Source organism: Thalassospira sp. A40-3 (assembly GCF_015871485.1).
In the GTDB taxonomy this organism is placed as follows: domain Bacteria; phylum Pseudomonadota; class Alphaproteobacteria; order Rhodospirillales; family Thalassospiraceae; genus Thalassospira; species Thalassospira tepidiphila.
Map to the genome: position 1 here is coordinate 957151 of NZ_CP065428.1, position 13305 is coordinate 970455.

11 protein-coding genes are annotated in these 13305 nt (G+C 55.4%); 5 read left to right on the top strand and 6 right to left on the bottom strand.

Features of this window, described 5'->3' with window-relative positions; translation table 11 throughout:
• Positions 1–75: 75 nt before the first annotated feature.
• Positions 76–1038, bottom strand: a complete 963-nt coding sequence (locus IT893_RS04290) for an NAD(P)/FAD-dependent oxidoreductase (protein WP_197146936.1) — start codon at positions 1036–1038, stop codon at positions 76–78.
• Between the two features lie 151 nt (positions 1039–1189).
• Between IT893_RS04290 and IT893_RS04295 the strand changes: the two genes are divergently transcribed.
• The gene (locus IT893_RS04295; protein WP_197146937.1) at positions 1190–1648 is read left to right on the top strand and encodes an Rrf2 family transcriptional regulator; all 459 of its coding nucleotides are present in this window, start codon (positions 1190–1192) and stop codon (positions 1646–1648) included.
• A gap of 104 nt (positions 1649–1752) precedes the next feature.
• Here IT893_RS04295 and IT893_RS04300 read toward each other — a convergent pair whose 3' ends face one another.
• Positions 1753–2337 (bottom strand): TIGR00730 family Rossman fold protein, encoded by a 585-nt coding sequence (locus IT893_RS04300; RefSeq protein WP_008890311.1) that lies wholly within the window; start codon positions 2335–2337, stop codon positions 1753–1755.
• Positions 2338–2676: 339 nt separating this feature from the next.
• Between IT893_RS04300 and IT893_RS04305 the strand changes: the two genes are divergently transcribed.
• From IT893_RS04305 to pssA, 4 genes are all read left to right on the top strand, one after another.
• Positions 2677–3654 (top strand): hypothetical protein, encoded by a 978-nt coding sequence (locus IT893_RS04305; protein WP_197146938.1) that lies wholly within the window; start codon positions 2677–2679, stop codon positions 3652–3654.
• Between the two features lie 219 nt (positions 3655–3873).
• Positions 3874–4998, top strand: coding sequence for an Ig-like domain-containing protein (locus tag IT893_RS04310; RefSeq protein WP_197146939.1), 1125 nt, complete (start codon positions 3874–3876; stop codon positions 4996–4998).
• Positions 4999–5146: 148 nt separating this feature from the next.
• The gene (locus tag IT893_RS04315; RefSeq protein ID WP_083952836.1) at positions 5147–5875 is read left to right on the top strand and encodes a phosphatidylserine decarboxylase; all 729 of its coding nucleotides are present in this window, start codon (positions 5147–5149) and stop codon (positions 5873–5875) included.
• Positions 5875–6735 (top strand): CDP-diacylglycerol--serine O-phosphatidyltransferase, encoded by an 861-nt coding sequence (gene pssA, locus IT893_RS04320; RefSeq protein ID WP_063087647.1) that lies wholly within the window; start codon positions 5875–5877, stop codon positions 6733–6735. The genes IT893_RS04315 and pssA overlap by 1 nt, the downstream gene beginning before the upstream one ends.
• Before the next feature lie 44 nt (positions 6736–6779).
• Here pssA and IT893_RS04325 read toward each other — a convergent pair whose 3' ends face one another.
• From IT893_RS04325 to IT893_RS04340, 4 genes are all read right to left on the bottom strand, one after another.
• Positions 6780–7616, bottom strand: a complete 837-nt coding sequence (locus IT893_RS04325; protein ID WP_252724074.1) for a transporter substrate-binding domain-containing protein — start codon at positions 7614–7616, stop codon at positions 6780–6782.
• 381 nt (positions 7617–7997) lie between these two features.
• A complete protein-coding gene (locus IT893_RS04330) occupies positions 7998–11207 on the bottom strand; it encodes an efflux RND transporter permease subunit (protein ID WP_252724075.1) in 3210 nt (1069 codons plus the stop codon).
• Between the two features lie 23 nt (positions 11208–11230).
• Entirely contained in the window at positions 11231–12406 is a 1176-nt protein-coding gene (locus IT893_RS04335; RefSeq protein WP_197146941.1) for an efflux RND transporter periplasmic adaptor subunit, read from the bottom strand.
• Positions 12407–12490: 84 nt separating this feature from the next.
• Positions 12491–13075, bottom strand: a complete 585-nt coding sequence (locus IT893_RS04340; RefSeq protein WP_197146942.1) for a PadR family transcriptional regulator — start codon at positions 13073–13075, stop codon at positions 12491–12493.
• Positions 13076–13305 lie beyond the last annotated feature (230 nt).

Sequence of the window (13305 nt, forward strand, 5' to 3'; positions counted from 1 at the left end):
ACAAAAGCACCGCCGCGCGGTATGCGTGGCGGTGCCTGTTCGGATATGATTGAAGTTTGTCCCTAGTTTGCGATTTTATCGAAACACTAGCGATTGGTGCGCGCCAAACCCGGCCATGACACCGGCGGCCGACGCCAACGTTGCATTGTGACGTGCAGTTGCGGCATCACCGGCGGCAAATACCCCCGGCACACTGGTTTCCTGACTGGGATCAACAGCAATGAACGGACCCTGTGGTCCTTCATCAAATCGGCATCCCAGCATCTCGGCAACCGGGTTTGGCATGGAAACGGTCGGACCGGCGAAAATGGTTTGAATATGCAAAGTGCGCCCGTCCGCCAACCGAACACCATCAATGACCGGTGCCTTGCCCAGCAGTTCGACAATCGGCGAATGTTCGATTGTGATGCCACGATCACGCATGGCCAGTACCATGTCGTCATCGGGCATATGTTCAGACTGGCTGAAATAGGTGGTCGGACCCCAGTCGGGCAGCATCATTGCTTGATGGCTTGATGCTGGCATGGTCGCGATGACACCGATCTGGCTATCGCGCACTTCATAGCCATGGCAATATGGGCAATGCAAAACCGTTTTGCCCCAGCGTTCGGCAAGGCCGGGAATATCGGGCAGGCTATCGCGTACGCCGGTGGCCAGAATGATACGCCGGGCTTCAAGGGTGATGCCATCTGCCAGTTTCAGTCCAAACAGCGGATCGGATGCATCGCGAAGCGTGCAGGCCATGGCGTCGGTGACCAGCCCGCGACGAAAATCAACAGTTTCATAGCGACAAAGCTGATCAATGGCGGTAGTGCGAATTTCGGCCGGGGTTTTGCCGTCATGACCCAGAACTCCGTGGGCGGTGGTTGCAAAACGGTTACGGGGCTCTCCGGCATCAATCACACATATATCGCACCGGGCGCGCGCAAGCTGCATCGCTGCCGAAAGCCCGGCGAACCCGGCCCCGATAACGGCGACGTCATATTGTTTCTTGCCTGCCGGGGTTGATTGGGCAGCAGAAGGGACATTTGGTGACATTGCATTTCCTCGTCAAACATATGGATGTGCATCATGTAACTTTATAAGTATCGTGATATGAGCGAGTCAAAGGAATTCGAAACTTTTGTTGTTGCGAGATGTGCCAAGTGCTACGAATTGCTGGAAATCAAACCCGCATCAGGAGTTCGCAATGCGCCGTGACAGCCGACTTTCGCGCATGCTGCATGTTCTTATTCATATGGACCGGATAGACGGTGCTGCGACGTCTGATCAAATTGCGCAGATGCTTGGGACAAATCCGGTGGTGGTGCGACGAACCATGGCGGGGCTTCGCGATGACGGGTACGTGCATTCGGAAAAAGGTCACGGTGGTGGCTGGGTTTTGACCAGGCCCTTATCGGAAATCACAATGCTCGATATACATCGCGCCATTGGCAATCCCGCTTTCTTTGCCGTTGGAGTTGCCGTCGATCATCCGGAATGCCTTGTTGAACAGGCGGTTAATTCGGCACTTGGCAGTGCGTTCGAGGCTGCTGAAAACCTGCTGATCGAAAAATTTGTCTCTGTCACATTGGCTGATCTGGCCGATGAATTTGATCAGCGCATGGCAAAGATTGCCGATAAACCAACCTGCGAGCTTTCCCGTTAATCTTCATTCGAGCTGAAGTATCGGTTCTTCCAGTGGCGTGATTACCACAAAAAAGCCCGGTCAGGTGAGGCTGGCCGGGCTTTGGTCAGGCCATTTTGCCGAGATCAGAACAGCTTTTCGCGCGGGTCAAAGCGCGGGGCCGGTTCGGCGGCAAGCTGTTCAAAGATTTCATCGAGCGTGTTGGCCACGGTATAGAGGTTCTTGTGGCTGGGGCGGGCAAAGCCTTCGTCGATGATGGCGTCAATCATGTCAAAGCACTTGTCCCAATAACCAAGCGCATTGAGGAACACCATCGGCTTGTCATGAATGCCAAGCTGGCGGAGCGTCATGGCCTCGAACGCCTCATCGAGGCTGCCAAGCCCGCCCGCAAGGGTGACAAACGCGTCCGAGCGACGGAACATCTCGACCTTGCGTTCATGCATCGATTTGCACACGATCAGTTCGGACAGGCCAGTATGGCCGACTTCGATATCGTCAAGATGGGCCGGGATGATGCCCACGACCGATCCGCCATTTTGCATAACGCCATCTGCCACGGCCCCCATCAAACCGATCCGGCCGCCGCCATAAATCAGCGTGATGCCGCGTTCGGCCATCATTTTGCCAAAGGCGATGGCATTTTCCATGTGTTGCGGATTCTTGCCATCCGAGGCACCGCAAAAAACACAGATTGATTTTACTTTTGTCATGGCGACCTGCCTTGTGTTTCTTGTTTCGCAGGTAGCGGGGTCACGCATTTCTGAACGAAACCCCGTACGGAAAGGGACCTTAACCGATCCGATCGCATCTGTGGCAGTAATTTCCGCATAGCAGCATCTGAATTTTATCGATCCTGCCCTGATTTGTTCGCCTTTGGCCGTAATATTGCCAATTGGTTATGGCATTGACGGCCAAGCTCTGGAAGGCCGCAATTCGCGCGCTTTTTGTCGCAGGGTTAACAAGTTCTGAACCTGATTGTGGGATGGGTAATTCTCGCAGCAGGAAACTGCGTTAAGCATATTCATAAGAAGAAGGCAGGATCGCCCAACGTGTTTGTCGATAGTCCATTCATTCTCGCCATTGTGATATCGGGCATTATCGCCGCCGTTCTGATGCTGGCCTTGTGGCTGGGGTTGGAACGTTCCATCGCGCGTCGCCTTGTTCTGGGCGCGATCATTCCGGCGGTTGCCGTGGCCGTGCCCGCGGCCATCGGACTGCCTGAAACCGCACGCGGTGGTGTGGGCGCAGCACTTTTGATGTTGGTGCTTGGCGGTGTCTGTGGCGCGATCATGGATATTTCGCGACTGTCGGAACGCATATCATTGGGCGTTGCCGGGCTGACCCTGCTTTTGGGCGGCTGGTTGGTGCTGGCAGCACCGATCCGGGGGCTGTCATACCATCCCGGCGCGATCCAGATTTTTGCATGGTTGGCGTTTTTGATTGTCGGCGGATGTTTCCTGTGGGTGACGCGTCCGGATTTCACCGAGGATGACGATGACGGGGCAAAACCCGCCAAAGGCAGGAAAGCCAAAAGCGCCAAATCAAAATCCGGCAAGTCGACGACGGATGCCAAAAGCGACGTGGAAACAATCGCGAAACCCGGCCCGATTGCGGTTTTAATGACCCTGGCCCTGGGGCAGGGGATCATCGTCCATCTGTTTGGTCTTGGCGATCATGTTGTGTTTCAGGCGGCCTTGACGGTGGCGTTGTTTGTCGCGCTGATTTCTGAAAAGGCAGCCCCGCAATACCGTGTGGCGGTGTGGCTTGGTGTTGTTGGTGCGCTGATGTCGGGGGCGGCAAGTGCGATGATCATGGTGCCGGCATCCTGCCTTGCCTTTGCGGTGTTGCTTCTGGTGGTTTCAGCACGTCAGTCCTCGGTCAGGCTGGCGGCGCATCTGCCCACCGATAACCCGGCACAGGTCGCACTTTTGGGTATGATGATCCGGGTCGGTGTTCTGGCGCTGCCACTGATCATGGCCGCCCTTGTCGCCTATGTCGGGGCGGAGATGGCGGCCAGAAGCCTTTGACCTCAAGGGTGTTTGCTGCGCGCGGTTTTAGTCTCTTCATCTTTGCCTAACGGTTGCGATGTATCGTTTGTAGGTTACGTTATGGAAACTGCACGTACAAAGTAGTACAAGTTTCTAATTAACGTGCTCGCACGGGTTGTTTGAGGGGAATATGGCAAGCAATTTCAGTGTCTTGAGCATAAGAGTTATAAACATAAACATCGTTCAAGGATATTTCCGGTGAAGCGACCCTATATCCTCGTCATTGTCGGCGTTGTACTGATCATTGCAGCGATTGCGCTGAATTACATGCTGACCAAGAGTGCGGATGAAGAAACCGCATCGGCAGTAACACAGGCGCCTGCGGTTACCACCGAGACGACGCCAAATGAACCGGCGTCCGAACCGGCCACTGACGCACCTGCGATCACCAATCCAAGCTTTGATGTCGTGCGCATCGGCCCGGACGGAAATGCCGTCATCGCCGGCCGCGCCGAACCCAACAGCACGGTTCGCATCCGCGAGGGTGAAGAAGTGATTGGCGAAGCCACGGCCGACGAACGCGGTGAATGGGTCGTATTGCCAAACAAGCCGTTGGCCAGTGGCGATCGGGAATTGTCGCTTGAAGCCGAAGACGCCACCGGGAATGTTTCCAAGGCAGATGACAAAGTTGTTGTCCTGATCCCAGAGGAAAAGGCACCGGCAGCCACCAATGAACAAAGCGGTGAAACCGGCGAGACCACAGGAACCGCCGGGGCCACCGACAGCGAACCGGCAAGCGAAAAGCAGCCTGTGATCGCGCTTAAGGTGCCATCTGATGGTGACGGTGCCGTTACCGTAATGCAGGGACCGGCACCCGAAGCCGCAGCGGCACAGCAAGAAGGTTCTGATACGCAAGACGCGACCCTTCCGCGTCTGTCGATTGATGTTGTCGACTACGATACCGAGGGCCGCGTTGCAATGTCGGGCAAGGCCGACCTTAATCACACAGTTCGGGTTTACCTTGATAACAACCATGTTGGCACCGCGCCGGCCGATGAAAACGGCAACTGGGCACTGACCATCGGGCAGCCGATTGAGCCGGGCAACTACACGCTGCGCGCCGATCAGCTTGACAGTTCCGGCAAGGTGACCGCACGCGTTGAAATTCCGTTCGAACGTGCGCGGCCAGACCAAATTCTTGAGCCGGGTTCACGTTATGTCGTTCAGCCGGGTAACAGCCTGTGGCGGATTGCGCGCAGTACTTATGGCGAAGGCCTGAAATACTGGGTGATCTATCATCAGAACCGCAACCAGATCCGCGATCCTGATCTGATTTATCCGGGGCAGATTTTCGCACTGCCGAACGAAGAAAATCAGCAATAAGCATCACTTTTCTTTGCGAGGGGCAAAGCACATGGTAAGTGTGTTTTGCCCCTTTTAAGTTTGGGGCCAAACAGTTGAACGCGGGTTGCGTTGCCCATTGTCATCACTAGATGGTAGGAAGGCGCCCGCACGGTACCATGCGTACCAAATTGATACGCCCAACCATGGCAACCAGGGAATAAAGACTTTGAAATCCGTTCTTGTGCCGATCAATCCCGAAGGCTGGAAATTCGTTGCGATCTTTGCGGCGATCACTGTGGGCTTGTTCCTGATTGCGGAACCGCTGGGCTGGATCGGCGTGATCCTGACACTTTGGTGCGCGTACTTCTTCCGCGACCCGGATCGCATTACCCCGACCGATGAAAATCTGGTGATTTCCCCGGCAGATGGCCGTGTTTGCATGATTTCGCAGGCACCGCTGCCCAAGGAACTTGAACTTGACGACAAAACCCCGCGGACGCGTGTGTCGATCTTCATGAATGTGTTCAACGTTCATGTGAACCGCTGCCCGGTCAATGGCGAAATCGTTGGCGAGGCCTATGTGCCCGGCAAGTTCGTCAATGCCGAACTTGATAAGGCATCGGAAAACAACGAACGCCAGATCCTGCTGGTGCGTGACAAGGAAGGCCGCGAGTTTGGTGTTGTCCAGATCGCTGGTCTCGTTGCACGTCGCATCCTGTGTGATGTCGGCACCGGTTCGCAGCTTAAGGCGGGCGAACGTTTCGGTCTGATTCGCTTTGGCTCGCGCGTGGATGTTTACCTGCCCGAAGGTGTGTCACCCAACGTGATTGTCGGTCAAACCACGATTGCCGGTGAAACTGTTCTTGCCGATGTTTCGGCCAAGGGCAAGGAAGCCGCGGTCGGGGAGATCCGCTAATGGCAGGCGGCATCGATCCCATTCGTCGTCCACGTCGCTTCAAGGCGCTGTCGCTGACACGGCTGGTGCCCAATGTGGCAACGATAATGGGCATGTGTGCCGGTCTGACTTCGATCCGCTTTGCGATGCAGGATCGCTGGGAGGCCGCCGTTGCCGCCATTCTGATTGCCGGGATCATTGACGGTCTTGATGGCCGTCTTGCCCGGATGCTTAATGCATCCAGCCGCTTTGGCGGTGAACTCGACAGCCTGTCGGACTTTGTCTGCTTTGGCGTCGCACCGGCGATGATGCTGTATTTCTGGTCGCTGCATGAATTTGGCGGCATTGGCTGGGCGTTGTCGCTGCTGTTTGCCGTTTGCATGATGCTGCGTCTGGCGCGCTTCAACACCCAGATGCTGGGCGAACCGGAATTGCCGACATGGGCCTATCGGTTCTTTACCGGTGTTCCGGCCCCGGCCGCCGCCGCGCTTGCGATGTGGCCGATTGTTCTGACCTTCCAGTTTGGCGAAGGCATCTTTGACAGCCCGTATATCGTAGCACCTTATGGCGTGATTATCGCCGGTCTGATGGTGTCGCGTTTGCCGACCTTCAGCTTCAAGAAGGTCAAGGTGCCGCGCGCCTGGGTGTTGCCTTTGATGTTGGCGTTCGGGGCGTCGGTGGCGTTTCTGGTGTCCTCGCCGTGGCTGACACTTTCGGTGATTGCCGGGGTCTATTTCATTACCTTCCCGCTGTCCTATCGTTCCTATCGCCGTATGGGGGTCGAGAACCAGCAAGAACAGGATAAAGCGGACGAGGAAGATGATGATGGTGAACCCGATGATGATCCCGACGAGGGACTGAACCGCGTCCATCAGAACTGATCAAAAGATCAAAACAAAAGCCGGCATTTTTGCCGGCTTTTTTGTTATTGCGCCGATGATGGGCGGTATTCCAGGCGGGTTTCGAAATGCTCGGCATGGATATATTGATCGCGTGCGGCATAGAACCATTCCCGGTCACTCGCACCAAGCCAGTCGGCATAATAGTCGGTCCAGGGCATGGTCGGATGTGCATCAACGATGGCATTGATGGCTTCAATGGCCTTTTTGCCCGCCGGTGTTTTTGCACAGCCAATGGTGGCCTCAAGCAAGGTGGTGTTTCCGGCAATCGGCAGGGCCTTTATCAAAAGGTCGGGCGTCTGGGACCGACGGTAAAATTCCGCCTCGGACGGGAAATAGAGTGTCCAGTCAATCCGTTTGAGATCAAGCATCCGCACGAACTTGGTATCTTCGGCGACCTCCATGATGCGTTCTGTATTGCGATACCGGTTCAAATGTCCGTCAACCAGCGTCCCGTAAGCGCGCCCAATTCGAACCGCGGTTGAAAGTTCCTCGTCTTTGAGGAGGTCCTCGATCTTGATGTGGCCTTCGTCATTCAGGTAGGGCGCAAAGCGGGCCTCATCCTCGGCGCGGATAACGATCGAGATCGGCAAATGCAGCAGAATGGTTTTGGCAAACGTAATATAGGTGCGCCGTTCCGGTGTCGGGATCAGCGTGGTTGAGCAGCGTAATTCGCCATCGCCACTTTTCATTTCCGCCAGAAGCCGGGCCAGGGGCACATGCATAATCCGGTGCTGATACTGTGAAAGCCTGGCTGCGAACCAGTTCTGGGTATCGGCGGCATAGCCGCTGAGTTCGCCGTAATCCTTGATGAATGCCGGCGCAAAGGACGGGACCGCCCAGATAAGGGATTGGTCGGGCATGGCGTTTTCAGCCGCCACACCATGGGGGGCAAACGCGCCTAGCGCACAGACAAGTCCAAATACCTGTGATCGCGCTTTATGCCAAACAGCCCATACCATACAGATCCTTTGTTTCCGCCAGAAAACAGTTCTCGATAACTATTCTAAAAATACGCCCGGAAACATTAGGAAAGTGTGTATTCCGGCCTTCGCAGACGTAGAAGGGGTCAAAAAATTAAATGATTAAGATGTTTGAATGCAAAAGGTTGCATTGCAATTAAATCACACGGCTTTGATCACCCCGATTGAAGAAAAAGTAACCGGCCCCCGGGGAGGGGGCCGGTATAACCGCACGGCGGGGTCGGGGGAAAAGTCGCGCGGCTATTGGGTTAAAGGGATCGATTATGCAGTCGGGCCTGATGGCTTTGTCCTGTTATGTCCAAACCGCGAGGAGACAAGCGATTTCAGTCGATTGCCAATTGATGTCTTTCGCAGACGGTTGGCAATCTTGTGACGCATCATCAACGCACAAGGCGTAAAGATCAGGGTCAAAGCCGTCGCAAAGGCCAAACCAAACGCGATCGAGGTTGAAAGCTGTACCCACCACTGTGTGGACGGTGCCCCGACCGTGACCTCACGGGACGTGAAGTCGATATTGATCTGCATGACCATCGGCACCAGACCAAGAATTGTCGTGACCGTGGTCAGCATCACCGGACGCAGACGCTGCGCACCGGTTTGCAGAATGGCGGCCTCGATGCTGCTGGCGGTGTGTTTGAGCCGGTCAAAGGTATCGATCAACACGATGTTGTTGTTCACAACAATCCCGGCCAGTGCGACAACGCCGATGCCGTTCATGACGATCGAGAAAGCCTGCCCGGTGATCATCAGACCAAGGAACACACCCGCCGTCGACATGATGATGGCGATCATGATCAGAAGCGAGCTCGAGATGCTGTTGAACTGGGTGACCAGAATGATGAACATGATGAAAAGGGCCACCGTAAAGGCGTTCATCAGGAAGTCTGCCGATTTCTGTTGTTCTTCATCCTGACCCTTGAATTCGACCGATATACGCGGATCGATATCAAGGGTTTGCATCCATGCCTTGACCTCGCCAAGCTTGGTGTCGACCAGAACGCCTTCCTGCACGTCGGCCTTGACGGTCAGGGCACGGCGGCTGTCAACGCGGGTCAGCGTGCCGGTTTTGGGTTTGGGGGTGCGCGTGATGAAGTTGGACATCGGCACCAGACCCTTATCGGTCACGATCTGAAGGTTTTCAAGCTCGTCGAGGGAGCGATACTTGGCCGGGTAACGCCCGACAATATCGATTTCCTCGGTTGAATCATCGGGACGATAGGTCGTGAAATTGATCCCGTTGGTCACCAGTTTGACGACATTGCCAATCTGGTTGATATCAGCACCAAATTTCAAAGCCTGGGCGCGGTCGACTGTGTATTCCCAGTCAATGCCCGGGGGCGATTTGCCGTCTTCGAAATTGTACATCCCGCCCATTTCCTGAAGACCGTTGACCAGAATGGTCGCCGTTTCATCAAGAAGTTCAGGATAGTATGAGCGAAGCTGGATCTGGATGTCCTTTCCTTGCGGCGGACCGGCTTCTTCGGCGCGGACTTCGACGTGAATACCAGCAAGGTCGGCCGTTTCGGCAAGGATACGTTTTTCAATCTCGCTTGCCGGCGGGCGCATCTGCCAATCAGCATATTCAAGCTGAACCGTGCCGATCACGTCCTCGGATGCCTCGTTGCCGCCGGCACCATCGCCGGAACGGGCATAGACCGTATCAAACCAGTGTTCGCCTTCGTGACGGGCATCAAGGGCCAGAATGCGGTCCTCGACCTCTTTGAGAAGGGCATCCTGTTCGTAATAGGACAGGTTGCCGCGTGCACGGACCTGAACCACGGCGACTTCGGGTTCAACAGCCGGGAAGAATTCAACACCCTTGCCAAGCTTGCCAAACGCCACCCAGACCGAAATCAGAATGATGAACGCCGCCGGGATCACCAGCCAATAGAAGCGAAGCGATCCGCTGAGAATACGGACATAAAGCCCGGTGCCGCCTTTGACCTTGTGGATGTCATCGCCATGATCGGCTGCGATGGCCTCAAGGCTTTCGTTGCTTTCGCTGCCCGGTTTACCAAACCACGCGCCCACGGTCGGCACAAAGATCAGCGCCATGGCAAGCGAAGCGGTCAGCGTGAACAGAACCGTAATCGGCAGGAATTTCATGAACTCGCCGACGATATCGGGCCAGAAGGCCAGCGGCAGGAAGGCTGCAAGGGTGGTTGCGGTTGACGCAATAATCGGAAGCGCCATGCGTTTTGCCGCCAGCGGATAGGCCTTGCTGCGATGCAGGCCGTCGATCATCTTGCGGTCGGCATACTCAGTCACAACAATCGCACCATCGACCAGCATCCCGACGGCCAGGATCAGACTGAACAGAACAACGATATTGACCGTCATGCCCAGCGCCCAAAGGATCAGGATCGCGGTCAGGAACGAGCCCGGAATGGCAAGCCCGACCAGAAGACCCGACCGCCAGCCCAGCGCCCAGATGACGACCACCATCACCAGCAGGATCGCAAGGATCACGCTGTTCTGAAGGTCGGTCAGCATGGTGCGGATGTCAGATGACTTGTCCTGTGAATAGCTGATTGTCAGGTTCGGCGGGAATGCTTCCTGTGCCTCGGCGGTGACCGCCTTGATCGCATCAATGACTTCGATGATGTTTTCGCCGACACGTTTGGATACTTCAATCGCGATGGCCGGTTCGCCGTTAAGACGCGCAAAGCTTTTGGCATCCTTGAATGTCCGGCGCACGTCGCCGATGTCGCGGAACCGAATGACGGAATCGCCATCAACGATCAGCGGCATATCAAGAATGTCATTTATGCTTTCAAACAGGCCGGGTACCTTGATGTTAAAGCGCCCCGTACCGGTATCGATCGCACCGGCCGCCACCAGCGCATTGGAATTGCGCACAAGACTGACGATGTCGATACCATTCAGGCGATAGGCCTCGATCTTCATCGGGTCGATGATGAATTCGACCAGTTCTTCGCGATCACCGGCAAGTTTGGCTTCAAGCACCGCAGGCAGGCCTTCGATGGCATCTTTCAGATCGCGCGCCATGCGCAGAAGCGCACGTTCGGGCACGTCACCCGAAAGGGTTACCACCAGAACCGGGAACAGCGACAGGTTGACCTCGTGGACTTCGGGGTCGTCGGTGTCTTCGGGCAGTTCGGATTTGGCGATGTCAACGCGTTCGCGCACATCGGCAAGGGCTTCGTCGATGTCGACGTCGGAGTAAAATTCAAGCGTCACCGATGCCCCGTCCTGATAGGACTGGGAGCTCATTTCCTTGACACCTTCGATGGATCGCAATTCCTGCTCCATCGGGCGCAAAAGAAGGCGTTCGGCATCTTCCGGCGATACGCCGTCATGATGCATGGTGACATACAGAACCGGGATCTGAACATCCGGGTCGGCTTCCTTGGGGATGGCGTTATAGCCAACCGAGCCAGCCAGAAGCAGCAGGATCAAAACCAGAATGACGGTGCGCGATCGATTGAGCGCGTGATCAATCAGGGACATTTTTTATCTCCTCATGATACGCGCTATTGCGCGGAGTTTTCCGAAAGGGTCTGGCCGGTATCGTCAGACGCCGTCGAAGGTGCTTCGTCATCCTGCATGATCGGAAGGCCGTCCTTGTCGGTTTCAAGGTGGACAACCTCAACAGTTGCCCCTTCCTTGACCCAGTCATGGCCGACAACGATCAGTTCAAACGTGTCGGGCAGACCACCGATCCAGATCCGGTCACGATTGCCGCCCTGCAATTCGACAGGCAGGAAATCGACCTTGTTGTTATCGACAATGGCGCGGACGCCAAGTTCACCCTCGTCATTAAGCGTCAGGACGGACGGCCTCACCTGATGGGCCCGTTTGATGCCGACCGGAATTTCAAGTTCGGCGGTCATGCCATCAGGAATGCGCAGATCGGGATTATCAATTTCAACCTCGACCCGGAAGGTGCGGGTGTCATTGTCAGATGCCCGGGCTGTATAACGGACGATGCCGTCATGGGTGCTGCCGTCAAACAGGGTGACGCTTGCCAGTTGGCCAAGGTCAATCGCGCTGATCGAATGTTCGGGAACATGGGCAACGACCAGCATCGGGTCACCCTGGATCAGGGTTGCAACCCGATCCCCAATTGACAAAAGGTCACCGATCTCGGCCGGGCGTTCTTCGACAATGCCGTCAAACGGGGCGCGGATTTCGGTATTGCCAAGCTCGGTGCGCGCGATCATCAGATCAGCGCGCGCCTCTTCAAGCAGGGCAAGTGCCTGTGCCACACCGGTTTTTGACCGATAGTTCTTTTGCGCCAGACTTTCGGCGGCGGAATGTTCAAGTTCACGCTGTGCGACCAGCGCGCGCGCCTTGGCAACACGGGCCTGACGGTCACCGGTGTCAAGGCGTGCGATCAGATCGCCTTTCTGAACGGCCTGGCCTTTGATCGCGCCAACTTCAATCACGCGTGCTTCGGTTTCGGCACTGATTTCAACAGAAATGACCGCTTCGGTGCGGCCTGTGATGCGCAAATGATCGACGTGATCCACAGCGTGGCTGGTAATGGTGCGCACACTCGCCGTTGTTTTGGCGGCCTTGTTTTCAGTGGTCGCATCTGAGGCGCTGGTCTGTTCCGTCGTCTCATCACCACCCGTCAAATAGGCGCTGCCGATCCATACAACGGTCCCAACGACCAAAAGAATGGCGATCAGGCGTGAAGCATTCATTGTTCTGTTCCCTCAAATATTCCGCTATCGGAATGCGTCAGTGGCTCTGTTGGGCACGTCTTGCGCAAAGCGTTCGGTTGCGTCCTAGGACTTGTTGGCCTTGCGCGTCTTCAACTCGTCAAGCAGGCCCTGCTTGTTTTCGCGAATAAACTTCAGCGTCGCATTGCACATGGCCTGTCCCAGTCCGGCAACGAAACAGCATCCTGGTCTGAGTTCGCCGTTTTCATCGCGGGCATTCGATTTTTGATGCGCCGGTTTGTCGGTGTTTTCCGGATCGATCTGCTGGCTCATCAATTCATGACGGGCAGCAAATTCATCAATCAGCGCCTCGGTCAGCTCAATCGGCATTTCTTCGGCAAAGGTCAGCATGAACAAAATATCGGAACGATAACGATCCTCGGCCGGTCTGGTCTGCAACAACGTGCGCAGAAATGTGCGACGTCCTTCGGATGTCAGTTGATAGATCTTCTTGTCCGGTCTGTTTTCCTGTTCATGTTCAACAAATGTCACCAGACCGTCCTGAGTCAGTTTGGTCAGGGCCGGATAGATCGAACCAAGGGACGCGATTTGAAAATGGCTGAATGTGCCATCTTCAAACATCTTGCGGATTTCATATCCTGTTGCCTCGCCGCCCATCAGGGCGCCCAGACATAAAGTACGTACGTCCATCTTGTGTTCTGTATCCTTGTTTACGCATCCGGGACTGAGTGTGCCGCGGCGGGGGAAGTTACCAAAGCGACTATATCAATCCGATATATATCGAACTATCATATATCAATTCGATATAGTCAATTAAATATGATGGAACCTTTTGTGACAGTCCTTCAATCTGGACGAGGCATGTTTGGTTCGTGTTACAACATGATTGTTGTGATGATCGGCCACGGGGTCGGGGTATC

Bases quoted from the DNA above. Each gene is read 5' to 3' on its own strand.
- IT893_RS04290 (WP_197146936.1), bottom strand. From the start codon at position 1,038: ATGTCACCAAATGTCCCTTCTGCTGCCCAATCAACCCCGGCAGGCAAG.
- IT893_RS04295 (WP_197146937.1), top strand. From the start codon at position 1,190: ATGCGCCGTGACAGCCGACTTTCGCGCATGCTGCATGTTCTTATTCAT.
- IT893_RS04300 (WP_008890311.1), bottom strand. From the start codon at position 2,337: ATGACAAAAGTAAAATCAATCTGTGTTTTTTGCGGTGCCTCGGATGGC.
- pssA (WP_063087647.1), top strand. From the start codon at position 5,875: ATGGCAGGCGGCATCGATCCCATTCGTCGTCCACGTCGCTTCAAGGCG.
- IT893_RS04325 (WP_252724074.1), bottom strand. From the start codon at position 7,616: ATGCCCGACCAATCCCTTATCTGGGCGGTCCCGTCCTTTGCGCCGGCA.
- IT893_RS04330 (WP_252724075.1), bottom strand. From the start codon at position 11,207: ATGTCCCTGATTGATCACGCGCTCAATCGATCGCGCACCGTCATTCTG.
- IT893_RS04335 (WP_197146941.1), bottom strand. From the start codon at position 12,406: ATGAATGCTTCACGCCTGATCGCCATTCTTTTGGTCGTTGGGACCGTT.
- IT893_RS04340 (WP_197146942.1), bottom strand. From the start codon at position 13,075: ATGGACGTACGTACTTTATGTCTGGGCGCCCTGATGGGCGGCGAGGCA.